The following is a 22690-nucleotide window of genomic DNA, read 5'->3' on the forward strand; positions in this document are numbered from 1 at the left end:
GGGGGTGGCCGGAGGGGTGGCGGCGGTTGGGTCGCCGAGCACGGCCGTTGCCCCGGTCGTAACGGCTCGGAGTCCTTACCGATTGCCGAACAACATCTTTGGAAGAACATGGAATGAACGGGAAAGTCACCGCCACACGAATCACGGTCGCCGCAGTGTCCGCGCTGGGCTTTGTGGCGGCAATCGGTTCCGGCACCGCCCAAGCCGCACCCGAGGACTGCACCATCACCCGTGACCTGACCAGCGCGACCGCGGCCTGCCACGACACCGACGCACCCGCAGGCAGGGAGTACACCCTGGTCATCGAGTGCTTCGGCCTGGCCCCCGTCCCGTACTCCTTCCCGCTGATGACCATCGGTCCTTACCGGGGTAGGTGGAGCGGTTCCTTCAGCCCGGCCGGTGGCGGCACAGCGTCGTGCCTGGACTCCATGAGCTTCGGTACCGTCACCAACGCTTACGTCAGGATCTACCGCGACTGATCCGATCGCGGCAGTCGTAGCGCGATGACACAACCGCTGTTCGGTTCAAAGGCGCTTGAAGTCGCCGTCGGAGATGCCAGCGGTGAAGGTGTCCCACTCGCCGGGCGTGAAGACCAGCGCCGGGCCGGTCGGGTTCTTCGAGTCGCGTACGCCGACACCGCCTTCCACGAGGAAAGCGACCTCAACACATGCTTTGTCGCCACCGCTTCGGCTGCTTTTGAACCACTTCGCCTCGGAGAAGTCGATATTCACAGTGCGTACTCCCTTGCGATCTGCCTGAGCAGATTCCTGCTCTGATCCGGGTCCAGCGCCGCTCGCTCGAGCTGCCGGTAGGCATCGACATACCGGTTCACAGCGCCGAGCTTCTCCAGGTACAGATCGCCTGTGAAGCTCTCGACGTAGACAACAGTAGGCTCCTTCGGCTGTCGTTTGCCGTCTCCCCCGGACTTCAAGATCACGAACGGACCGACGGCCACACCCATGGGGAATCCGGCCGAGAAGGGAAGCACCCGGATCATGACGTTGGGCAAACCCATGAGATCCACCAGATGACGGAGCTGGGCGGACATGACTCGGTCGTCACCGACCATCCCGCGCAGCACGGACTCGCGAAGTATTGCGTTCACGCTGACGGGGTTTGTTTTGCGCGTTATCAGCGCTTGGCGTTTGCGCCTGAGATGGACCCGACGCTCGTGTTCCAGCGCAGTGTCATCCGGGTAGACAGCGCGAATCAATCCGCTCGCGTACGCGGGGGTCTGGAAGATCCCCGGAACCAGTTCCGGTTCGTACCAGGTCAGCGACCGTGAAGTGGCTTCCAGGTCCACGAAGACATCGAAGTTCTCGGGGATCAGGTCGCCGAACTCATGCCACCACGACTTCACGCTCGCCTGCTTCGCCAGCCCGACCAGTGCGTTCGTGTACTCCTCGGTGAAGTCGTAGATCTTGCACAGCGCCTCCACATCGACGGTGCGAATGCGCTCGGTCTTGCCGACTTCCATCCGCTGAACGGTGCTGACGCTCCACTGCATCCGTTCGCCGACGTCGGCCAACGTCAATCCCGCCGCTTCCCGTCCGTTTCGCAGATGCCTGCCCAGCTGACGGCGAGGCAGGGTGGAGCCACCACTTTCGGCCATGCGATTCCTGTCCACTCCGGGCGACCCGGGTTTCTCATCTCCGGGCCGATTCTCATTGCAGAATGAAAAACGTGCTGGTCGAGCTGATGAGATCTCATCTTTACCTAGTTCGTCGGATAGGTCCAGTGGTTCTCTGATCGTGCGCCCGGCAGTGGACGACGGAAACACCCGCACCGCAGAGTAATTCGCTCCCCTTACGGCTACCGACCAGGGATTACCAGAGCTACGGGCGCACCCTGAACCCCTTCGATGAAGCAGAGGTCTCGTTGCGCCACATAGCGTTTGGAGACACGCCGTTGTCTCGCTGTCACTACTACCGGCAGGTGTGCGGTCTCCCCGCGATCGTGGACCCGCCACAGATCGGGCGGATCATCGTCCGAACTGGGATGGTCTGGGCGATAACCATGCCCGCCGTGCTGGGGCACCACGTGAAGGTGTGGATGCAGGACCAGGACCACGAGCTGGGGCCGATCCTGTCGCATCCGCGGTCGAAGCGGTGGACGTTCATCATCCGGCCGGACCTACCGGACGACGTGCCGCTGTTCGCCGAGATGTTCCGCTTGAACGTCTCCATCATCCGCTACGGCGGCATGATCGCGCTGCCGAGCCCCGCCGACCAGGGAACCAAGTTTCGCGCATGGATAACCCGCCCGGACACGGCATTTCGCCCATCGGGCCGCGTGGTCGTCGCGGCGATCCGCCATTGCGTGGCCGCGAAGGTCGCGCGCGGTCGGCGGGTGATCACATATGTCTGACCGCGCGAAATCCCCGATTCCATCCGAGCCGGATGTCCACCTGTCGGTGTTCTGGCACGGAGCCCGCCTCGACTTCGTCGCCTGCGTAACGGCCGCATGCCTTTTCGTCCAGGAATGGCGCGCCCGACACTGGCACGACGCAGTGGAAGTATCCACAGACACCACCGACGACTACCCGAGACTCCCGTGCGAACGCCTCTACCTGGAGCCTTGACACGAGTGGCACACCAGCGAGAAGGCACTCGCGTTTTGCCGCAACCGTGTGCCACTCATGGCCGCGTCTCATTGGGAGAGCGGGAACGTTCGAGCACGCCCGGAATCGCGCTGACTCCGGGCACTGACGAAGCGCAGGCACCCGCACGTCCCGGCAATTCGGGTTTCAGGTTGCGCACGTACGCCCATATCGTGCCGCCGCGCTACGAGCGGGAGCGGAATGCGATCGACGGAATGTGCGGGCGGCCTGTGCTCCTCGACGGCCTGGAGACGGCCCGAGATGCGTTGCCAGGCGCGCCCGACATCCGGCGATCTACAACAAAATCACTTCAGCAGCGCGCGGCTCATCACCAGGCGCTGGATCTGGTTGGTGCCCTCGTAGATCTGGGTGATCTTGGCGTCGCGCATCATCCGCTCCACCGGGAAGTCGGTGGTGTAGCCGGCGCCGCCGAACAGCTGGACGGCGTTGGTGGTGACTTCCATGGCGACGTCGGAGGCGAAGCACTTGGCGGCGGCGGAGATGAAGCCGAGGTTCTTCTCGCCGCGCTCGGCGCGGGCGGCCGAGGTGTACACCATGAGGCGGGCGGCCTCGATCTTCATCGCCATGTCGGCGAGCATGAACTGGGTGTTCTGGAAGTCGGCGATCGACTTGCCGAACTGCTTACGGTCCTTGGTGTAGGCGATGGCCGCGTCCAGCGCGCCCTGGGCCAGGCCGACGGCCTGCGCGCCGATGGTGGGGCGAGTGTGGTCGAGGGTCTGCAGCGCGGTCTTGAAACCGGTGCCCGGCTCGCCGACGATGCGGTCACCCGGCACCCGGCAGTTCTCGAAGTACAGTTCGGCGGTGGGCGAGCCCTTGATGCCGAGCTTGTGCTCCAGCGGGCCGACCACGAAGCCCTCGTCGTCCTTGTGCACCAGGAAGGCCGAGATGCCGTTGGCGCCCTTGTCCGCGTCGGTCACCGCCATCACGGTGTACCAGGAGGACTTGCCGCCGTTGGTGATCCAGCACTTGGAGCCGTTGATGATCCAGTCGTCACCCTCCTGCTTGGCCCGGGTGCGCATACCGGCCGCGTCGGAGCCCGCCTCGCGCTCGGACAGCGCGTAGGAGGCCATCTCGCCGTTGACGATGTCCGGCAGCACCTTCTGCTTCAGCTCCTCGGAGCCGTTCAGGATGAGGCCCATGGTGCCGAGCTTGTTGACGGCGGGGATCAGCGAGGACGAACCGCAGACGCGCGCGACCTCTTCGATCACGATGCAGGTGGCCACCGAGTCGGCGCCCTGGCCGCCGTAGGCCTCGGGCACGTGCACGGCGTTGAAGCCGGAGGCGTTGAGCGCGGTCAGCGCCTCCTCCGGGAAGCGGGAGTTGCCGTCGACGTCCTTCGCGTGCGGGGCGATCTCCTTCTCCGCGAGGGCGCGGATCGCTTCGCGTAGTTCGTCGTGGAAGTCCTCGAGCTTGAACAGGTCGAAATCGGGGTTTCCCGCCATGGGGCCTTCACTCCTGATCGTCGGTGGTCGGCGCCGCTTTCCGTCGAACAAAAGCAGCATCTCGGCACTCAGTGCCATCTATGAGTCAGTATACCCATATTGATGCGGCTTACGTGGGGAGATGACGTGGCACTCAGTGTCAGATAAGTCGCACTTCGATCCGGGTTCACAGGTTGCCGAGCTTGCGGACCAGCAGGTCCGCGATCTGCTTCGGCGCGACGTCACGGGGAAACACCGCCACGACCAGCTCGTCCGCGCTCGCGGTACGCCCGGCGCCGCGCGGGATGGCGGCCAGCTCCATCCGCAGGTCCGCGGCGCCCGCGTCCGACTCGCCGCGCACCATGCGGCGCAGCAGGTAGTTGTGCGTCGCCGTCACCGCGGCGGTGAACTGCACCCGAGCCAGATCGGGAACGTCGGGCAGCCGCTCACGCAGGTAGTCGGTGAACAACCGTTCATAGCGGAACACCGTGACGATCTCGCGCTCCCGCAGCGCGGGCACCCGCCGGACCACCTGGTAACGCCGCGCCGCGATCTCCCGCCACTGCGTGAACCGCTCGAACACCTGCACCACCGCCGAGCACACCGCCTCCCACGGGTCCTCTCGCGACGCGGCCAGAAACTCCTCCGCTTGCGCCAGCTGGGACTCGTGGTCGGCGAAGATCACATCCTCTTTCGACCGGAACTGCCGGAAGAACGTGCGCCGGGAGATACCCGCCGCCTCCGCGATCTCGTCGACGGTCGTCGCCTCATACCCCTTCTCGGCGAACAACCGCAGCGCCTGATCCACCACCGTGAGCCGAAAATGCGCGGTGTCGTCGCCTCCCCGCGTTCGAGCGATATCCCCTGTAGTCACGACCTCACACCGTAGTCAGCGGCCGAGAGCGCGAGTCCCCGACACCGGAAGCTTTCGCGGTCCGACGCCGTATCACCAGGTCGACGGGGCTCGACCGCAGTGGCCGCGGCTCGGCGAGACCGACCGTGCTCCCAACCGGCGTCGCCGCGATCGTCGCGGTGACCGGGGCGCGCGCCGACACTCTGTTCGTCCGCGCACAGCCCGACCAGCGTGCACAAGCACGCCCCTTCGTCCCGTCAGCTGCCGAGGGTCGCCGACATGCCGGCCGGTGTTGCGGTACCCCGAAGTCCCGCCGCGCCGGTGGCGGAACGGCGTGCGCGCAGCCCGCTGACCAGGCACAGCGTGACGCCGAGCGCGAGCCAGGCCAGCAGGACGAGGACGGCGTGGGTGGCCCCTCGACCGTCGAAGAAGGCAGTGGAACGCAGCAACCGGCCACCGGCACCGGGCGGCAGCAGCTGGCCGAGCGCGCCCGACCAGCCGGGCAGCATTTCTGGTGCGGTCGCGGTACCCGAGAGCGGGTTACCGATCAGCATCATGAGCACGGCGCCGATTCCGATCCCGGCGTATCCGAGCAGCGCCTCCAGCCCGAGGACGGCCGCAGCGGTGGCCGCGATGGACAGCGCGACGGCGCCGGAGTTGGCGAGGTAGGAGCCGCTGAGCGAGCCGAGCCAGAACTGCAGGATCGCGGCGACGGCCAGGCCGCCGGTGATCGCGAAGGCGAGCGCTCCGGTGACCCGACGGGCGGTGCCGCGCACGAGCCGGGTCAGCAGCACCGCGGCCAGCAGACCGCCCATGACCAGGGGCAGGGCGCCTGCCGACAAGCCGGCGCCGCGCGGGTCGTCGGCAGGCAGGGCGGCGAGGTCGCGGGCCGCCGTGCCGGGCTTGCCCTCCTGCGCGAGGCCGCTCGCGATGCCCTGCAAGGTCTGGGCGACCGCAGTGCTCGCGGCGGAGGCGACGATGACCTCGGGAGCACCGGAGCCGACGGCGATCGCCCCGTACACCCGCCGGTCGCGAATCAGCGTTTCCGCGGCCGCGGTGTCGGGGACCTCGGTGATCTCGAAGCCTCCCGGCAGCCGTTGCTCGAGTGCCGTGCGGACCTGAGCGACCGCGGTGGCCGGACCGGCGACGGCGATCGGCACATCGTGTACCGACGACCGCGCCGACGGCCAGGCGAAGGCGACGAGCAGCACGCTGACGATCGCCGTGAGCAGGGCAACCGCTCCGGCCACCGTCGGCCATCGCGACGGGAAAGTGTCGGCGAGCGGTGCCAGCGTGGTCATGTCTACTCCTCGAACGGTGGGGTCGGTGTTCATCGCAGGGTGAGCGGGGTCTGCGAATCGACGTGGGTCAGTTTCTGCGGGTTGCGCACGTAGTAGAGGCCGGTGATACGGGTGTCCTCGACGCGCATCGCGAGGACGCCGTCCAGTTCGCCGTCCATGCGCAGAGCCAGTGCGGGGCTGCCGTTGACCGTGGTCGATTCGACGGTGACCGCGACATCGTGCTTGGTGAGGCCGCCGACGATGAACCGCGCCACCTTTTCGGCACCGAAGACCGGCCGTGGCGTGGCCTGTTTGATACCTCCGCCGTCGCTGATGGCGACGACGTCGGGGGCGAGCACGTCGAGCAGTCCTTGCAGGTCGCGAGTCTCGAGCGCGCGCCGGAACGCCTCGGCGGCCGCTTCGGCCTGGCGCGCGGTGACCGAGCGACGTGGACGGCGGGCTTCGACGTGGCGGCGGGCGCGGTGGGCGATCTGGTGGACGGCGGCGGGCGTCTTGTCGACCGCGGCCGCGATCTCGTCGTAGCCGAACCCGAAAGCTTCGCGCAGCACGAACACCGCCCGTTCGATCGGGGTCAATGTCTCGAGCACGAGCATCAGCGCCATCGACACGCTTTCGGCGAGTTCGACGTCGGCGGCCACATCCGGTGTGGTGAGCAGCGGCTCCGGCAGCCAGGAGCCCACGTATGCCTCCCTGCGGCGCTTCACCGAGCGCAACCGGTTGAGCGCTTGCCGAGTGGTGATCCGGACCAGGTAGGCGCGCGGCTCGGTGACGTGCGCCGCGTCGACGCCGACCCAGCGCAACCAGGTCTCCTGCAAGACGTCGTCGGCGTCGGCCACCGATCCCAGCATTTCGTAGGCGACGGTGAACAGCAGGTTGCGGTGGGCGAGGAACGTCTCGGTCGCCGCCGCGGCGGTGTGGTCGCCGCCGTCCCGGCCTTCTGCCTTCTGGCCGGTCCCCCGTTTCTCATCGGCTCCACTGGCTGCTTCCATGAGGTCCTCTTCTGTTGCTCAGACGTTCGATCCGACTCGCTGGATCGTCGATGCCCAGTCCGGCGCACACCGGACGATGCGCTCGCATCCGGCGATGCGCCGACGGCCGGGCGGGTGCGGCGGCGACGGCGAGAACAGCGCTGCCACACCCGGTGCGGGCGAAGTAGTCGACCGGAGACCACCGGCGCTGCTACACAGCCCGTTCGGCGGCGACCGGCGCGCCGCCGCGCTGCTCCCGCAGCAGCTGGGGCCGGTGCTTGCCGTCCTTGGGCCAGTGATGCGAGCCGGGCTTGCGCGCTTCGTTCACCAGGTGCTCGACGCTGGCGGCGCAGGAGAACTCCTTCAACTTCTTGCCCGCGAGTCCGCTGAAGTAGAGCGGCATCGCGGTGTCGTCCTTGTGGCCGAGCTGGAAGATTCCCGCGCCCCGGCCGAAACTGATGCACATCGCGGGGAAAGACAGGTCGATCGGCGCAGGCCTTTCACCCGCGATCCGGTTCAGCACCGTGTCGGCGGCATGGGCGCCAAGGCACCCCGCGGCATAGGCGCTCATCCGGAACGGCAGATCGGACGGCGCCGCCGAATCCCCGGCCGCGACGATGCGCTCGTCGTCGACGCTGGTCAACGTCTCGTCGGTGCGCAGTCGTCCCGTAGCGTCGGTGCTCAGTCCGCTGGTGACGGCCAGATCCGGCACACCGAACCCGGTGGCCCAGATGGTCACCCGACTCGCCAATGTGCGGCCGTCACCGAGTTCCACGGCATCCCGCGTCACCGCCGTGACCGCCGCATCAGGGCCTTCGAGCACGGTGATCCCCAACTTGGCGAGGTACTTGCGGGCAGTCCGCCGGGCCCTCGGGTGCAGGTACGGGCCGACCACGCCGCCGCACACCAACGTGACCGCGCGACCCCGCTCCGCCAGCTCCGTAGCGGTCTCGATGCCCGTCGGACCACCCCCGACGACCGTCACCGCCGCCGACATCGGCGTGTCGTAAAGCACCGACCGCAACCGCTGCGCCGCCTCCAAAGTGGCGATCGGATAAGCGAACTCGTCCACGCCCGGCACCCGCGAGCCCGCGCTGCCGCTACCCACCGCGTAGACCAGGTAGTCATAGCCGACCGTGCCCCCCTCGGCCAACGTCACGCTGCGCCCGGGCGCGTCGATCCGTGTCACGCTGTCGACCACCAGCCGGACCCCCTCGGCCAGCACTTCGGTGTAGTCGACGACCGCATCGTGCGTCCCGCCCACCAGCTGATGCAGACGCAACCGCGGAACGAACGCCGAGCGCGGATTGATCACGGTCACCGCGACGTCATCGCGCTGCGTCAGCCGGTTCGCCGCCATCACACCGGCATACCCGCCACCGATCACGACCACGTCGATCTTCTTGCTCATGGTGTCTCCTTCGCTCCGAGAGGCTCGAAAACAAGACACCGCAGCCCCGAACATTCCTGACACCATGTGACGTAGATCACTACTCGGGTCACGTCGGGGTGGATCGCAGCCATCTCCGGAGTACTTGTCCAGATCGACCGCGTGGTCTGGGCGTGCATTCAGCAAATCGCCGACTCACGTACCAACCCAGCGGAAACCGCTGGAGACGTGCTGAACGCTCTGGAGAAAGCCGGATTTGTGGAAGCGGTCGCGAGTGGGCGCGCGCGACCGCTGACCGTGCGTCGCTCAGCCCAGAAGTTTGGTGCGCAGCGCGTCGTCCTTTTCCAGCACCATCTGCTCGAGCCCGGCTTGGAACTGTTCCATGCGGGTGCGCAGGGACGGGTCGTGGGCGGCGAGGATGCGGGCGGCGAGCAGGCCCGCGTTGCGGGCGCCGCCGATGGAGACGGTGGCGACCGGCACGCCGGCGGGCATCTGGACGATGGACAGCAGCGAGTCCATGCCGTCGAGGTATTTGAGCGGCACCGGCACGCCGATCACCGGCAGCGGAGTGGCCGAGGCGACCATGCCGGGCAGGTGGGCAGCGCCGCCCGCGCCGGCGACGATGACCTTCAACCCGCGCCCCGCCGCGGAACGCGCGTAGTCGAGCATGCGCTGCGGCGTGCGGTGCGCCGAGACGACGCCCACCTCGAAACGGATCCCGAATTCGGCCAGCGCCTCCGCGGCGGCCTCCATCGTCGGCCAGTCCGAGTCGCTGCCCATGATCAGGCCGACCGCGGGGGCGATGGCCAGTTCCTCACTCATGCGGATCCCATCCGTCGGTCCAGATCGCGTGCGACATCCAGTGCGCCGCCCGCTCGGCCTTCTCCCTGACCTCGGCCACGTCGTCGCCGAGGATGTTGACGTGCCCGATCTTGCGGTCGGGACGCTCGCCCTTTCCGTACAGGTGCACCTTCGCCTCAGGGATCCTGGCGAACAGGTGGTGCAGCCGCTCGTCCATCGACATCGCCGGGGCCTGCGGCGCGCCGAGAATGTTCGCCATCACGGTCACCGGAGCCAGCGGCGCGGTGTCGCCGAGCGGGTAGTCGAGCACGGCGCGCAAATGCTGCTCGAACTGCCCGGTGCGGGCGCCGTCCATGCCCCAGTGCCCGGAGTTGTGCGGGCGCATGGCCAGCTCGTTCACCAGCAGCTCGCCGTCGGTGGTCTCGAACAGCTCCACCGCCATGACGCCGACGACGCCGAGTTCCTTGGCGAGATTCAGCGCCATCGTCTCCGCTGCGGCGGCCGTGTCCTCCGGCAGCTCGGGCGCGGGCGCGATGACGACCGCGCACTGCCCTTTGCGCTGCACGGTCTCCACCACCGGCCACGTCGCCGCCTGCCCGAACGGCGAACGGGCCACCATCGCCGACAGCTCCCGCTTCAGTTCGATCTTCGCCTCCGCCAGCAGCTGGACGCCGCGGGCGAGCTGATCGGCGACGATCGCCGCTGCCGCGTCGGCGGACTCCGGCATCCAGACGCCGCGCCCGTCGTAGCCGCCGCGCACCGCTTTCAGCACGATCCGCCAGCCGTGCTCGTCGCCGAAGCGCACCGCGTCCTCGACCGAGGTCACCGGCGTGAACGCGGGCACGGGCAGCCCCAGCGCGCTCAGCTTGGTGCGCATCGCCAACTTGTCCTGCGCGTAGACCAGCGCCCGCGGCGGCGGCTGCACGTTGACGCCCTCGGCGACCAGCGCCTCCAGGTGCTCGGTCGGCACGTGCTCGTGGTCGAAGGTCAGCGCGTGCGAGCCGACCGCCGCTTTGCGCAGTGCGGTCAGGTCGGTATGGCTGCCGAGCACCACCTCGGGGCTGACCTGCGCGGCCGGGTCCTCGGGGTTCTCGGCGAGCACGCGCAGCCGCTGGCCAAGCGCGATCGCCGCCTGGTGGGTCATGCGCGCCAACTGGCCGCCGCCGATCATGGTGACGGTGGGCATGGCCGAAGGATCGAAGGAACGTGCGCTCACGTCGGACAATATTGTCATGTCCGGCGCAAATGACAGCTACCGGTACACTCCGGTCTTGTGTCATTCGTCGACGACGTGGTCAGCGTCCTCCCCAAGCCGCTGCAAGATATCGCGTACCGGCAGCGGGAATTGATCAAGTTCGCGATCGTCGGCGCGACCACGTTCGTGATCGACAGCGGCATCTTCTACATACTCAAGTGGACGGTGCTCGCGGAGAAACCGGTCACGGCCAAGATCATTTCCGGCGTCATCGCCGTGATCGCGTCCTACATCCTGAACCGGGAATGGTCGTTCAAGAATCGCGGCGGGCGGGAACGTCATCACGAAGCGCTGCTGTTCTTCGCCGTCAGCGGCGTCGGCGTCGTCCTCGCCTTCACCCCGCTGTGGATTTCCAGCTACGTCTTCGACCTGCGCCAGCCCAACGTGAGCTTCACGGTCGAGAACGTCGCCGACTTCATCAGCGCGTTCATCATCGGCAATCTGCTGCAGATGGCGTTCCGTTTCTGGTCGATGCGCCGCTGGGTCTTCCCCGACGAAATGAGCGAACTCGAAGCGGAATTCGTCGACCTCGTGGAAGAGGAACTCGGCCGCGGCTGAGTCACCTCGGCTCGGGCACCACCGAGTTGGCCGGACGGGCCTTCGACCCGAGGAACACCGCGAACAGCGCGGGCCTGCGCCGCTGTAATTCCAGCCGTCCGCCGTCGGCCTCGACCAGCGCCCGCGCGAGCGCCAGCCCGACACCGGTGGAACCGCCCGCGGAGAAACCGCGGTCGAAGATGTGCGGCGCCAGCTCGTCGCGCACTCCGTGGCCCTCGTCGGCCACCTCGACACACACCAGCGGCTCGCGATCGGCTCCCGGCCGCACCGAGCGCACCGACACCGTGCAGGTCCCGCCGCCGTGCATGAGCGCGTTGTCCACCAGCACCGTCACCGCCTCACGCAACCGCGAACCCGTGATCGGGGCGCGCAACGACTCGTCGCCGGTGAGCGTCAGCGACCGTCCCGCCTCGGTGAACGGGTGTTTCCATTCGGCGACGACACCGCGCAGTTCGTCCATCACGGGCACCGGATCGCGGTCGGCCGCGTCCTCGTCGCGGGAGGCGCGGACCAGGTCGTCGATCGCGTCGGTGAGCCGGTCGACCTGAGCCATCGCCTCCTCGGCCTCGTGCACCACCTCCGGGTCGGCGTGCGCGGACAACTCGTCCAGGCGCAACCGCACGGCGGTCAGCCTGCTGCGCAGCTGATGCGAGACGTCCGCCACCAGGGCGTGTTCGCGCTGGAGTCGTCCGGCGATCTCCACCGTCGCCGAGTCGAGCACGTCGGATACGCGATCCAGTTCCGCGATGCCGTGCCTGCGCGGATCGGGCCGGAAATCGCCCATGGCAAGCCGCGCCGCGCGCGCCGCGACGTCCCGCAGCGGATCGGCCACCCGCCGGGCGGTGACCACCGCGACCGAGACCGCCGCGCCGAGCGAGGCGAGCACCGCCAGCGCGACCACCGCGACCGCCTGGCGCTGCATGGCGTGCATCGGCGCGGACGGCACCTCCAGGCGCAGCGAAGCGGACTTGCCCATCGAAAGCGACTCGACCAGCGGGTCGGACACGTCGGCCACCCCCACGTCGCGGCGGACGGCGTTGTCCCGCTGCGACGGGTAGACGATGGTGAGCCTGCCGTTCTCCGGCACCAACGGCGCCACGGACCGGATGTCCAGCTCGCCGGACACCGTGCCGTCGCGTTCCTGCGCGATGATCTCCGTCGCGATCCGGTCCAGCCGGTTCTGCAGGTCGTTGCGCGTGATGTCCTCCACCCACAACCACGCCGTGTAGATCAGGGGCACGCCGAGCACCACCGTGGTGAGGGTCAGCACGGTGAGCATGGAACGCAAGATCCGGCGGCGCACGTCAGTCGGTGTTCAGCCGGAATCCGACACCGCGGACGGTGACGATGCGCCGCTCGGCCATGGGGCCCTCGTCCCCGATCTTGCGGCGCAGCCAGGACATGTGCATGTCCAACGTCTTGGAACCGCGCAACTCCGCGTCGCCCCACACCTCGCGCAGGATGGTCTCGCGCGCCACCACCTGACCGGCCCGGTCGATCAACACCTTGAGCAGCTCGTATTCCTTGTTGGCCAAACCGATTTCGACGCCGTTGACCAGTACGCGCCGGGCGGCCGGCTCCAGGCGGATGCCGCCCACCTCGACCGTGTCGTCGCCGATTCCGCTGCGCCGCAACAGCGCTCGCACCCGGGCGAGCAACTCGGCGAGCCGGAACGGCTTGCCGACGTAGTCGTCGGCGCCCGCGTCCAGCCCCACCACGAAATCCACCTCGTCGGTGCGCGCGGTGAGCATCAGCACGGCCAGATCCGCGCCGCGGGCGCGCACCTGACGGCAGACCTCCAGCCCGTCCATGCCGGGTAGGCCGAGATCGAGAATGAGCAGGTCGTGCCCGCCTTCCAGAGCCCGCTGCAGCACGGCGGGGCCGAAACTCTCGACAGTCACCGAGTAGCCCTCGCGGCCGAGCGCGCGCGACAACGGGGCCGCGATGGCATCGTCGTCCTCGGCCAGCAGTACAGCGGTCATACGCCCAGGTTACGGGCTCACCGGTAGCTGCGGCGGTCGTCCCAGCGCTCGTCACGCCCGTCCCGATGGCGTTCGACCTCGAACACTTGGTGGTAGAGCAGCGAATGCACCTGCTGGACTGCGGGGATGTCGTCGTATTCCAGCGGCTCCGAGGAGGACGACTCGATGATCAACGTCCCGGTGCCGAGCAACCGATCGAACAGCCCATGCCGGAACTGCACGCTGGAGATCCGGCTCATCGGGATGTCGATGCCGCTGTGGGTGATGACGCCCTGGCGCACCAGCACCCGCCGGTCGGTGACGATGAAATGCGTCGACTTCCAGCTGATAACCGGTACGGCGCAACGCCATAGCAGAATCGCCACATACACCACGAGCACCGTGATGAGCAGCGCCGAGGCGGTGGTGCCCGTGGCCTTCTGCGAAATGAGTCCCCCTGTGAAACCCGCGAGAGCGGTGGCGACGATCAGCGTCACGATCGGCCAGAAGAGCATCTTCCAATGCGGGTGGCGATGCAGCAGCAACCGTTCGTCGGGCGCCAGCACATCCTCGGGATAACCCATGTAGGAACAGTACCGCGTCAAGATGCCCGAACGGCTGACACCGCAGCGCGTCATGCTGCACAATCGGCACCCTGCGTGTGACTATTTCCGCGCAGTGGCTCTCTGTATCGCGCAACGCCCGGCTCACCATCATCGCCGATTCCGACCGTGGAGGAACGCGTGACCAAAGACCTGACCCCGCTGCAGATCCTGGCCGAACTCGAACCCGTCGCCGAAGAGAACGTGAATCGGCACCTGTCCATGGCGAAAGACTGGAACCCGCACGATTATGTGCCGTGGAGCCAGGGCCGCAACTTCGCCGCCCTTGGCGGCGTGGATTGGCAACCGGAGCAATCGCACCTCAGTGAAGTCGCCCGGGTCGCGATGATCACCAACCTGCTCACCGAGGACAACCTGCCCTCCTACCACCGGGAGATCGCGCAGAACTTCTCCGAGGACGGACCGTGGGGCACCTGGGTCGACCGCTGGACCGCCGAGGAGAACCGCCACGGCATCGCCATGCGGGACTACCTGGTCGTCACCCGCGCCGTCGATCCGGTCGCCCTGGAGGAGGCCCGGATGATCCACATGAGCAACGGGGTCCGATCGCCGGACGGGTGGGGCGGGTTCCTGGCGAGCGTCGCCTACGTCACCTTCCAGGAACTGGCCACCCGTGTGTCGCATCGCAACACCGGCAAGGCATGCAACGACGCCGTCGCCGATCGCCTGCTCCAGCGCATCGCCGCCGACGAGAACCTGCACATGATCTTCTATCGCTCCCTGTGCGGCGCGGCGCTGGACCTGGTGCCCGACCAGGCGCTGCCCGCGATCACCAGGATCATCACGAACTTCCTGATGCCAGGCGCCGGGATGCCCAACTTCCGCCGCTACGGCGTGCTGATGGCCAAGCACGGCATCTACGACCTGCGCCAGCACCTGGAAGAGGTCGTCGAGCCGGTGCTCAAACAGTGGAACGTCTTCGACCGCTCGGACTTCGGGCCGCGCGGCGAGCAGGCGCGCGACGAACTGGGCACGTTCGTGGAGCAGCTGGCCAAAGACGTGATCAAGTTCGAGGAGCAGCGCGATCGCGCACTCGCCCGGGACGCCGCGCGCGACGTCGCCCAGCACGTCTGAGGCCGCCGCGAGAGGCGGTCAGTACTGGGCGCGCAGATGCGTGACGTCGCCCGCGGACACCGCTTCGCCACCGATGAGCAGACGGCCGTAGTCGTCGACGCCCTCGGCGATGCCGGTGAGCTGTCGGCCGCCTGGTAGTTCGGCGCGGACCTCCGTGCCGATGGTGGCGCACCGCTCGCGGTAGGCGGCGGCCAGTTCGTCGGTCGCCCAATCCGCGTCGCGCCACGCGGTGAAGCGACGGGCGAACTCGGTCAGCAGCGACCGCACGAGCACCGTGCGGTCGGTCTGCCGCGCACCCGCGATGGTCAGCGACGTGGCGTGCGGCACCGGCAGTTCCTCTTCGGTCAGGCTCACGTTGAGCCCGAGCCCGATCACGACGGCGGGCGCGCCGCCCCCGCTCGCCGCGACCTCGGCCAGGATGCCCGCGACCTTGCGTCCGTCGATCAGCACGTCGTTGGGCCACTTGAGTTCCGCGGCGACGCCCGCCGTGGTCCGCAGCGCGTCGACCACGGCGACGCCGGTGAGCAGCGCCAGCCAGGCGAGCGAAGCGGGGCCGATCCCGGGCAGACGCACCAGCACCGACATCGCCAGTTGCGCCCGGGGCGGGCTGACCCAGGTCCTCGCGTGCCTGCCACGCCCCTGCACTTGGGTTTCCGCCAGCAGAACGACGTGGTCGGCGTCCGGATCGGCCGCCAGCGCGATCAGATCCGCGTTCGTGGACCCGGTCGACTCGACCACGTCGATCCGCGAGAAGAACGACAGTTCCGGCGAGTCGACGGCACTGCGCCGCAACTGCTCTGCATCCAACGGTGGCCTCTGCACACCGGCAGGCTACTCGCCGCGCGGGCGCTACCCGGCCAGGTCGTACCCGGAGACGAGCGGGTCGCGCGCCGCCATGCCCGCGCGGTCGTTCTCCGGCTCGCCCTCGGCGGTCTCGGTCCAGCACTCGGGCTCGCCGTACTTCGGAGCCGTCTCCGTGGTCCGTGTCCACGCCGCGGCGGCAGCGTATTCGGCGAAAGTCCTACCCCATTCCCACATGACGCGCTCCTCCCCTGAGCCGAAAATGTTTCGCCCTCAGGCTATCCGGACCCGACCGGTGGGCGATACTCATTTTCCGCCTCCCCAACGTCGCTACCGACCAGGAAGTTTGCCTCCGAAAATTGATCTAGCTGCGGTTTTCTACTCGCCGGTAGCCCCCGTCTGGGTTAGAGAGACGCACTGGTACTGGTTACACTCCGATGCCATGACGAGTGTCCAGCAGCAGCCCGCATCAGGTCCCGCGGGTTCCCCCGATATCCACACCACCGCCGGGAAGCTGGCTGACCTGCGGAATCGGCTGGAAGAGGCGAAGCACCCGATGGGTGAGGCCGCGGTCGACAAGGTGCACGCGAAGGGCAAGATGACCGCCCGCGAGCGCATCCTCGCCCTGCTGGACGAAGGCTCCTTCGTCGAACTCGACGCCCTGGCCCGCCACCGCAGCGTGAACTTCGGCCTGGAGCACAACCGCCCGCTCGGCGACGGCGTGGTGACCGGTTACGGCACCATCGACGGCCGCGATGTCTGCATCTTCAGCCAGGACGTCACGGTGTTCGGCGGCAGCCTCGGCGAGGTCTACGGCGAGAAGATCGTCAAGGTGATGGACCTGGCCCTGAAGACCGGCCGCCCCCTGATCGGCATCAACGAGGGCGCGGGCGCGCGCATCCAGGAGGGCGTGGTCTCGCTCGGTCTCTACGGCGAGATCTTCCACCGCAACATCCAGGCCTCCGGCGTGATCCCGCAGATCTCGCTGATCATGGGCCCGGCCGCCGGTGGCCACGTGTACTCCCCCGCGCTGACCGACTTCGTCGTGATGGTCGACGGCACCAGCCAGATGTTCGTCACCGGCCCGGACGTCATCAAGACCGTCACCGGCGAGGACGTCACCATGGAGGACCTGGGCGGCGCGCACACGCACATGACCAAGTCCGGTGTGGCGCACTACGTCGCCTCCGGCGAGCAGGACGCCCTGGACTACGTCAAGGACCTGCTGTCCTACCTGCCGAGCAACAACCGTGCCGAGGCGCCGCGCTTCCCGGCCACCGACCCGATCGACGGCGCGATCGAGGACTCGCTCACCGACGAGGATCTCGAGCTGGACACGATCATCCCGGACTCGCCGAACCAGCCCTACGACATGCACGACGTGATCCGTCGCCTGCTCGACGACGACGAGTTCCTCGAGGTGCAGGCCGAGCGCGCGATGAACATCATCGTCGGCTTCGGCCGGATCGACGGCCGCAGCGTCGGCATCGTGGCCAACCAGCCCACCCAGTTCGCGGGCTGCCTGGACATCGACGCCTCGGAGAAGGCCGCGCGCTTCGTGCGCACCTGCGACGCGTTCAACATCCCGATCATCACCCTGGTCGACGTGCCCGGCTTCCTGCCCGGCACCGGGCAGGAGTACAACGGCATCATCCGGCGCGGCGCGAAGCTGCTCTACGCCTACGGCGAGGCCACTGTGGGCAAAATCACGATCATCACGCGCAAGGCCTACGGCGGCGCCTACGACGTCATGGGCTCCAAGCACATGGGCGCCGATGTGAACCTCGCCTGGCCGACCGCCCAGATCGCCGTCATGGGCGCTTCGGGCGCCGTCGGCTTCGTCTACCGCAAGCAGCTCCAGCAGGCCGCCAAAGACGGCGGAGATGTCGATGCGCTGCGGCTCGAGCTCCAGAACGAGTACGAGGACACACTCGTGAACCCGTACGTCGCCGCCGAACGAGGCTACGTGGACGCGGTCATTCCGCCGTCGCACACCCGCGGCCAGATCGTCTCCGCGCTGCGACTGCTCGAACGCAAGATGGTCACCCTGCCGCCGAAGAAACACGGCAACATCCCGCTGTGATCGAGCGATACCCTCGATAGGCCGCGCACAAAGGGTGGGGCATCGGCCTCGGTAACACTTACGCTGGCGTGTACCGGCTTGTTGCAGAGAAGCAAAGAGTGCGTCCGAGGACGATTGCTTCATCCATAACTTGTCGGAAAACGGGAACAGCCTGATCAGTTCCGCTGATAAGGGCGAAGAGAGGACCTGGCACTGTGACGACCGTGGCAGAAGAAGATGTGTTGAGCGCCGTCGAACTGGATCTCACAGTCGACCCGATCGCAGACGAGGCCGGTGCGTCCACCGGTTCGACCGCGACAGCGCAATCCGCAGAGGCCACCCCGGAGCCGTTCTTCCGTGTCGTGAAGGGCTCGCCGACCGACGAGGAACTCGCCGCGCTGGTGTGCGTCCTGTCCGCCGCCGCGAACAGCGCCGCGCCGGGCGGGCCCGCAGGCCCGCCCGACCTGTGGGGCCACCCGACGCTGATGCATCGCGGCGCTTCCCCGTTCTCCCCGTACTCCTTCCCACAGCTGTCCCACCTGCGCGGGTGACGCGGCTGATCCTGGCCTCCGCGTCCCCGGCCCGCCGGGAGGTGCTCCGCTCGGCGGGCATCGACCCGATCGTCCGGGTCTCCGCCGTGGACGAGGACGCGGTGGCCGCCGCCCTCCCCGAGGGCACCCCTCCGCAGGGGGTCGTGGTGGAGTTGGCGCGCGCCAAAGCGGCGGCCGTCGCCACCGCGGTTCCGGAGTTCGCCGCCGACTGCGTTGTGGTGGCCTGTGATTCCATGCTGCTCGTGGACGGCGAGTTGCAGGGCAAGCCGCACACCCCCGAGGTCGCCCGCGCGCGCTGGGGCGACATGGCCGGACGCAGCGCCGATCTCGTCACCGGGCACTGCGTGCTGCGGATGCGGGACGGTGGGATCATCGCCGAAGCGGTCGACTGCAGCAGCACCACCGTGCATTTCGCCAAGCCCGAGCCGGACGAGCTGGACGCCTACATCGCGACCGGCGAGCCGCTCCAGGTGGCGGGCGCGTTCACCCTCGACGGGCTCGGCGGCTGGTTCGTCGACCGCATCGATGGCGACCCGTCCAGCGTCATCGGCATCGGGCTACCACTGCTGCGCCGACTGCTTGGCGATGTTGGGATCGGCGTTACGCAGCTGTGGGGCCACACGGGCTGACGGCGTGGTGAACGCCTCGGCGTCACCGCCGGGCACCTTCGCGGTCTCCTGGGCCTCGGCGCGCTGCGCCGCGATGAGTTCCAGACGGGCCACGCACAGCTCCGGCTCCACGAACGGATGCATCCGCACGTCGATGGTCCCCTGCGCGCCGCCCCGGCGGAGGACGTCTTCGAGCAGCCCGAGGTGCACGCCGCAGACCACTTCGGAATGCGTTCGCGCGAGTTCGCGCAGCGGACACGCGGTCATCCGGATCAGCACCTTCCCCTCGTTCTCCGGGGAAGAGTCGCGCTCGGGCGCGAAACCCAGTTCCGACATCAACGTCATCGTGAGATCCTTGGCGTCCTCCAGCGACTCGACCCGATGGTCACCGACGTCGAGTCTGCTGCCCCAGGCGCGGCCCGCCGCATTCGCCGCCTCCGCCCTGCGCCGGGGATCCGGGCCGAGCTGGTCGGCGAGCACCTGGGCGAGATCCTGGTAGCCCACCGATCGCTGCACCGCGCTGTATCCGATGCGCGGTCGCCCGCGGCCACGCGGCGGCTGCTGGAACTGCCGGACGAGGGATTCCCTGGTGAGCACATCCAGATGGAACCGGACCGTGGTGACGTGCTGTCCGGTGATTCTGGCCAGTTCCTGGGCGTCGAGAGGCTCGCTGGCGCCACGTAGGATCGCGAGCAGTCGCCGCCGCGGCCAAGAATCGGACATAGCTCACCCCTCCTCCCGGGAGACTTTATCGGATGTAGGTGCCCTTTATTCAGCCCTCATCCGATTTGTGATCTGAAACGAGAGCCACTGTCGCCTCACACCTACCATCGCTGTGAGGCCTCGAACCGCTGCCACCACCGTCCACCCATGCGTGAAGGACCCAAACACCGTGCCCGTCGCTCCGGACCCTCATCCCTCGCTCGGTTCCTACGCACACCCACACCGACTAGTAACCACGGAGTGGCTGTCGGCAAACATAGGCGCGCGGGGACTCAAGATCATCGAGGCCAACGAGGACACGCTGCTCTACGACATCGGGCACGTTCCGGGCGCCACCAAACTGGATTGGCGAAGCGATCTGAACGATCCGGTCACGCGCGACTATATCGACGGAACGCGATTCACCGAACTGATGCGCGCGAAAGGTATAGATCGTGACGACACGGTTGTGATCTACGGGGATCACGGGAACACGCAGGCGGCGCACGCGGCATGGGTGTTCACCCTGTTCGGGCACGAGGACGTGCGCCTGCTCGACGGCGGCCGCGCGGCGTGGATCTCCGAAGGGCGCGACACGACCTTCGAACCCGACTACCCGGTGCACAGCGGCTATCCGGCTGTGCGCAGAGACGACAGCACCTTCCGCGCCTTCCGCGAGGACGTGCTCGCCCACCTCGGCAAACCGGTGCTCGACGTGCGCTCGGCCGAGGAGTACTCCGGCGCGGATGTGCTCCAACCGGCCAACCCCGAGGACGCGGCATTGCGCGGCGGCCATATTCCCAGCGCGTCGAACATCCCGTGGTCCGAGGCGCTCACCGCCGACGGGCGTTTCCGCTCCCGCACCGAACTCGACGACGTCTACCGCGCGTTGGCAGGCGCGGACGAGGTGATCGTCTACAGTCGAGTCGGCGCGCGATCCGCTCACAGCTGGTTCGTCCTGACCTACCTGCTCGGGCGCCAAGGCGTACACAACTACGACGGGTCGTGGACCGAGTGGGGCAACTCGGTGCGCATGCCGATCGCCACGGGGGAAGAACCCGGCGAGGCGCCCGCGCGCGGCGGGTCGCGACGCACGCGGAGCAGGTAGGCGGGGCGCGGTCCCAAACACAGGACGCGTACGTTGTGATCCGCGACCTACTGTTCAGTAGGCCTAGCCGAGTTCGGCGACTGTTGGCAGACTGCCTACACTCGCCCGAGACGTAAGTTTGTCGATTATGGGAGCGGAGCCCGCACAGCGACCCCACCCCCGGCGAAGCGACCAGAAGAATGCACACAGGAGGCTCAGTGCCCAGCCATGCCAGCGCGCGGATCACAAAGGTACTCGTAGCTAACCGAGGCGAGATCGCCGTGCGCGTGATCCGGGCGGCCAAGGATGCCGGTATCGGCAGCGTCGCCGTCTACGCGGAGCCGGATGCCGATGCCCCGTTCGTCAAGCTCGCCGACGAGGCGTTCGCCCTGGGCGGGCAGACCTCGGCCGAGTCGTATCTCGTCTTCGACAAGATCCTCGACGCCGCCGCCAAGTCCGGCGCCGACGCCATCCACCCTGGCTACGGCTTCCTTTCCGAGAACGCCGACTTCGCCCAGGCCGTCATCGACGCCGGGCTGATCTGGATCGGCCCCTCCCCCCAGTCCATCCGCGACCTGGGCGACAAGGTCACCGCGCGGCACATTGCCGAGCGCGCGAAGGCGCCGATGGCCGCGGGCACCAAGGACCCGGTCAAAGACGCGAGCGAGGTCGTCGAATTCGCGAAGACCTACGGCGTGCCGGTCGCCATCAAGGCGGCGTTCGGCGGCGGTGGCCGCGGCATGAAGGTCGCGCACACCATCGAGGAGATCCCGGAGCTGTACGACTCGGCCGTCCGTGAGGCGACCGCCGCCTTCGGTCGCGGCGAGTGCTTCGTCGAGCAGTACCTGGACAAGGCCCGCCACGTCGAGGCTCAGGTCATCGCCGACAAGCACGGCAACGTCATCGTCGCGGGCACCCGCGACTGCTCGCTGCAGCGGCGCTTCCAGAAGCTCGTCGAGGAGGCCCCCGCGCCGTTCCTGTCCGACGAAGTGCGCGCGAAGATCCACGCCTCGGCCAAGGCCATCTGCAAGGAAGCCGGCTACTACGGCGCGGGCACCGTCGAGTACCTGGTGCAGGGCGAGACGGTCTCCTTCCTCGAGGTGAACACCCGTCTGCAGGTCGAGCACCCGGTCACCGAGGAAACCGCGGGCCTCGACCTGGTGCGCCAGCAGTTCCGCATCGCCAACGGCGAGAAGCTGGAGATCACCGAGGACCCGACGCCGCGCGGCCACTCCTTCGAGTTCCGCATCAACGGCGAGGACGCGGGCCGCAACTTCCTGCCCGCCCCCGGCCCGGTCACCGTCTATAAGGAGCCCACCGGCCCCGGTGTCCGCGTCGACTCCGGCGTGGTCCAGGGCAGCGTGATCGGCGGGCAGTTCGACTCGATGCTGGCCAAGCTGATCGTCACCGGCGAGAACCGCACGCAGGCCCTGGAGCGGGCGCGGCGCGCGCTGGCCGAGTTCGAGGTCGACGGTCTGGCCACGGTCATCCCGTTCCACCGGGCCATCGTCGAGGACCCGGCGTTCATCGGCGACGGCGAGAAGTTCGAGGTCTACACCAAGTGGATCGAAACCGAGTGGGTCAACACCATCGAGCCCTTCACCGGCGCGGGCGCCCCGGCCGACGAGGACGAGGAAGCGCCGCGGCAGAAGGTCGTCGTCGAGGTCGGCGGACGCCGGGTCGAGGTCTCGCTGCCGGGTAACTTCACTGTTGGCGCCGGAGCGGGCGGGGCAGCGGGCAACGGCGCGGGCGTGATCCGCAAGAAGCCCAAGCCGCGCAAGCGTGGCGGCGCGGGCGGCGGCGCGGCCTCCGGTGACGCCGTCACCGCTCCGATGCAGGGCACCGTCGTCAAGGTCGCCGTGGAAGAGGGCCAGTCGGTCGAGGCGGGCGATCTGATCGTGGTGCTCGAGGCCATGAAGATGGAGAACCCGGTCAACGCGCACAAGGCGGGTGTGGTCACCGGCCTTTCCGTCGAGGCGGGCGCGGCGATCACGCAGGGCACCGTTCTGGCGGAGATCAAGTAGTACCCGGCGCAGACCGGGAAACGGGGCGGG

At 68.1% G+C, this 22690-nt stretch carries 24 protein-coding genes; 9 read left to right on the forward strand and 15 right to left on the reverse strand.

The window, feature by feature from the left end; genetic code table 11:
- Nucleotides 1-113: 113 nt before the first annotated feature.
- Entirely contained in the window at nt 114-479 is a 366-nt protein-coding gene (locus tag ACIA5H_RS03170) for a hypothetical protein (RefSeq protein WP_379252124.1), read from the forward strand.
- A gap of 45 nt (nt 480-524) precedes the next feature.
- On the opposite strand, the gene ACIA5H_RS03175 is transcribed toward ACIA5H_RS03170, so the two are convergent.
- Together ACIA5H_RS03175 and ACIA5H_RS03180 are read right to left on the reverse strand one after the other, a co-directional pair.
- On the reverse strand, nt 525-731 hold the full coding sequence (locus tag ACIA5H_RS03175; protein ID WP_379252123.1) for a DUF397 domain-containing protein: 207 nt from the start codon (nt 729-731) through the stop codon (nt 525-527).
- The gene (locus tag ACIA5H_RS03180) at nt 728-1612 is read right to left on the reverse strand and encodes a helix-turn-helix domain-containing protein (RefSeq protein ID WP_397073582.1); all 885 of its coding nucleotides are present in this window, start codon (nt 1610-1612) and stop codon (nt 728-730) included. Before ACIA5H_RS03180 ends, ACIA5H_RS03175 begins: the two co-directional genes overlap by 4 nt.
- A 296-nt stretch (nt 1613-1908) precedes the next feature.
- On the opposite strand from ACIA5H_RS03180, the gene ACIA5H_RS03185 reads away from it, so the two are divergent.
- Nucleotides 1909-2367: a DNA-directed RNA polymerase subunit beta gene (locus tag ACIA5H_RS03185; protein WP_397073584.1), complete on the forward strand. Its 459-nt coding sequence runs from the start codon at nt 1909-1911 to the stop codon at nt 2365-2367.
- A 537-nt stretch (nt 2368-2904) separates the two neighbouring features.
- Here the strand turns inward: ACIA5H_RS03185 and ACIA5H_RS03190 are convergent.
- From ACIA5H_RS03190 to ACIA5H_RS03220, 7 genes are all read right to left on the reverse strand, one after another.
- The gene (locus tag ACIA5H_RS03190) at nt 2905-4062 is read right to left on the reverse strand and encodes an acyl-CoA dehydrogenase (RefSeq protein WP_355073573.1); all 1158 of its coding nucleotides are present in this window, start codon (nt 4060-4062) and stop codon (nt 2905-2907) included.
- A gap of 166 nt (nt 4063-4228) precedes the next feature.
- Nucleotides 4229-4915 (reverse strand): TetR family transcriptional regulator, encoded by a 687-nt coding sequence (locus ACIA5H_RS03195; RefSeq protein WP_355073571.1) that lies wholly within the window; start codon nt 4913-4915, stop codon nt 4229-4231.
- A 236-nt stretch (nt 4916-5151) separates the two neighbouring features.
- Complete coding sequence (locus tag ACIA5H_RS03200; protein WP_397073587.1) at nt 5152-6195, reverse strand: hypothetical protein; 1044 nt, start codon at nt 6193-6195, stop codon at nt 5152-5154.
- A 29-nt stretch (nt 6196-6224) separates the two neighbouring features.
- On the reverse strand, nt 6225-7184 hold the full coding sequence (locus ACIA5H_RS03205) for an RNA polymerase sigma-70 factor (protein WP_397073589.1): 960 nt from the start codon (nt 7182-7184) through the stop codon (nt 6225-6227).
- Nucleotides 7185-7374: 190 nt separating this feature from the next.
- Nucleotides 7375-8574 (reverse strand): NAD(P)/FAD-dependent oxidoreductase, encoded by a 1200-nt coding sequence (locus ACIA5H_RS03210; RefSeq protein WP_397073591.1) that lies wholly within the window; start codon nt 8572-8574, stop codon nt 7375-7377.
- A 285-nt stretch (nt 8575-8859) separates the two neighbouring features.
- A complete protein-coding gene (gene purE / locus ACIA5H_RS03215; protein ID WP_379252115.1) occupies nt 8860-9375 on the reverse strand; it encodes a 5-(carboxyamino)imidazole ribonucleotide mutase in 516 nt (171 codons plus the stop codon).
- Nucleotides 9368-10588, reverse strand: coding sequence for a 5-(carboxyamino)imidazole ribonucleotide synthase (locus ACIA5H_RS03220; protein WP_397073594.1), 1221 nt, complete (start codon nt 10586-10588; stop codon nt 9368-9370). The genes purE and ACIA5H_RS03220 overlap by 8 nt, the downstream gene beginning before the upstream one ends.
- A gap of 39 nt (nt 10589-10627) precedes the next feature.
- On the opposite strand from ACIA5H_RS03220, the gene ACIA5H_RS03225 reads away from it, so the two are divergent.
- A complete protein-coding gene (locus tag ACIA5H_RS03225; protein ID WP_355073560.1) occupies nt 10628-11167 on the forward strand; it encodes a GtrA family protein in 540 nt (179 codons plus the stop codon).
- 1 nt (nt 11168) lies between these two features.
- Here ACIA5H_RS03225 and ACIA5H_RS03230 read toward each other — a convergent pair whose 3' ends face one another.
- The 3 genes from ACIA5H_RS03230 to ACIA5H_RS03240 are packed head-to-tail and all read right to left on the reverse strand — an operon-like array spanning nt 11169 to nt 13712.
- Nucleotides 11169-12470 (reverse strand): HAMP domain-containing sensor histidine kinase, encoded by a 1302-nt coding sequence (locus tag ACIA5H_RS03230; protein WP_355073558.1) that lies wholly within the window; start codon nt 12468-12470, stop codon nt 11169-11171.
- Nucleotide 12471: 1 nt separating this feature from the next.
- Nucleotides 12472-13149 (reverse strand): response regulator transcription factor, encoded by a 678-nt coding sequence (locus tag ACIA5H_RS03235; protein WP_040865082.1) that lies wholly within the window; start codon nt 13147-13149, stop codon nt 12472-12474.
- Nucleotides 13150-13166: 17 nt separating this feature from the next.
- Nucleotides 13167-13712: a PH domain-containing protein gene (locus ACIA5H_RS03240; RefSeq protein ID WP_355073554.1), complete on the reverse strand. Its 546-nt coding sequence runs from the start codon at nt 13710-13712 to the stop codon at nt 13167-13169.
- Between the two features lie 159 nt (nt 13713-13871).
- Here ACIA5H_RS03240 and ACIA5H_RS03245 point away from each other — a divergent pair, with 159 nt between their 5' ends.
- A complete protein-coding gene (locus ACIA5H_RS03245; RefSeq protein WP_379252113.1) occupies nt 13872-14825 on the forward strand; it encodes an acyl-ACP desaturase in 954 nt (317 codons plus the stop codon).
- An 18-nt stretch (nt 14826-14843) separates the two neighbouring features.
- On the opposite strand, the gene ACIA5H_RS03250 is transcribed toward ACIA5H_RS03245, so the two are convergent.
- Nucleotides 14844-15647: a biotin--[acetyl-CoA-carboxylase] ligase gene (locus ACIA5H_RS03250; protein ID WP_355073550.1), complete on the reverse strand. Its 804-nt coding sequence runs from the start codon at nt 15645-15647 to the stop codon at nt 14844-14846.
- Between the two features lie 27 nt (nt 15648-15674).
- Nucleotides 15675-15863, reverse strand: coding sequence for a hypothetical protein (locus tag ACIA5H_RS03255; protein WP_356964601.1), 189 nt, complete (start codon nt 15861-15863; stop codon nt 15675-15677).
- A 205-nt stretch (nt 15864-16068) separates the two neighbouring features.
- Between ACIA5H_RS03255 and ACIA5H_RS03260 the strand changes: the two genes are divergently transcribed.
- From ACIA5H_RS03260 to ACIA5H_RS03270, 3 genes are all read left to right on the forward strand, one after another.
- Nucleotides 16069-17709 carry an acyl-CoA carboxylase subunit beta gene (locus ACIA5H_RS03260; RefSeq protein WP_355073546.1) on the forward strand — a complete coding sequence of 547 codons (1641 nt, stop codon included), beginning with the start codon at nt 16069-16071 and terminating at the stop codon, nt 17707-17709.
- A gap of 203 nt (nt 17710-17912) precedes the next feature.
- Entirely contained in the window at nt 17913-18239 is a 327-nt protein-coding gene (locus ACIA5H_RS03265; RefSeq protein ID WP_379252112.1) for an acyl-CoA carboxylase subunit epsilon, read from the forward strand.
- Entirely contained in the window at nt 18236-18868 is a 633-nt protein-coding gene (locus tag ACIA5H_RS03270) for a nucleoside triphosphate pyrophosphatase (protein ID WP_397073599.1), read from the forward strand. The genes ACIA5H_RS03265 and ACIA5H_RS03270 overlap by 4 nt, the downstream gene beginning before the upstream one ends.
- Here the strand turns inward: ACIA5H_RS03270 and ACIA5H_RS03275 are convergent.
- Complete coding sequence (locus ACIA5H_RS03275; protein WP_397073601.1) at nt 18797-19570, reverse strand: helix-turn-helix transcriptional regulator; 774 nt, start codon at nt 19568-19570, stop codon at nt 18797-18799. The genes ACIA5H_RS03270 and ACIA5H_RS03275 overlap by 72 nt on opposite strands.
- A gap of 169 nt (nt 19571-19739) precedes the next feature.
- On the opposite strand from ACIA5H_RS03275, the gene ACIA5H_RS03280 reads away from it, so the two are divergent.
- Together ACIA5H_RS03280 and ACIA5H_RS03285 are read left to right on the forward strand one after the other, a co-directional pair.
- Nucleotides 19740-20657, forward strand: coding sequence for a sulfurtransferase (locus ACIA5H_RS03280; RefSeq protein ID WP_397073603.1), 918 nt, complete (start codon nt 19740-19742; stop codon nt 20655-20657).
- Nucleotides 20658-20854: 197 nt separating this feature from the next.
- Nucleotides 20855-22660, forward strand: a complete 1806-nt coding sequence (locus tag ACIA5H_RS03285; RefSeq protein ID WP_397073605.1) for an acetyl/propionyl/methylcrotonyl-CoA carboxylase subunit alpha — start codon at nt 20855-20857, stop codon at nt 22658-22660.
- The last annotated feature ends 30 nt before the right edge of the window (nt 22661-22690 follow it).

The organism is Nocardia sp. NPDC051900 (genome assembly GCF_044452545.1).
Lineage (GTDB): Bacteria > Actinomycetota > Actinomycetes > Mycobacteriales > Mycobacteriaceae > Nocardia > Nocardia sichangensis.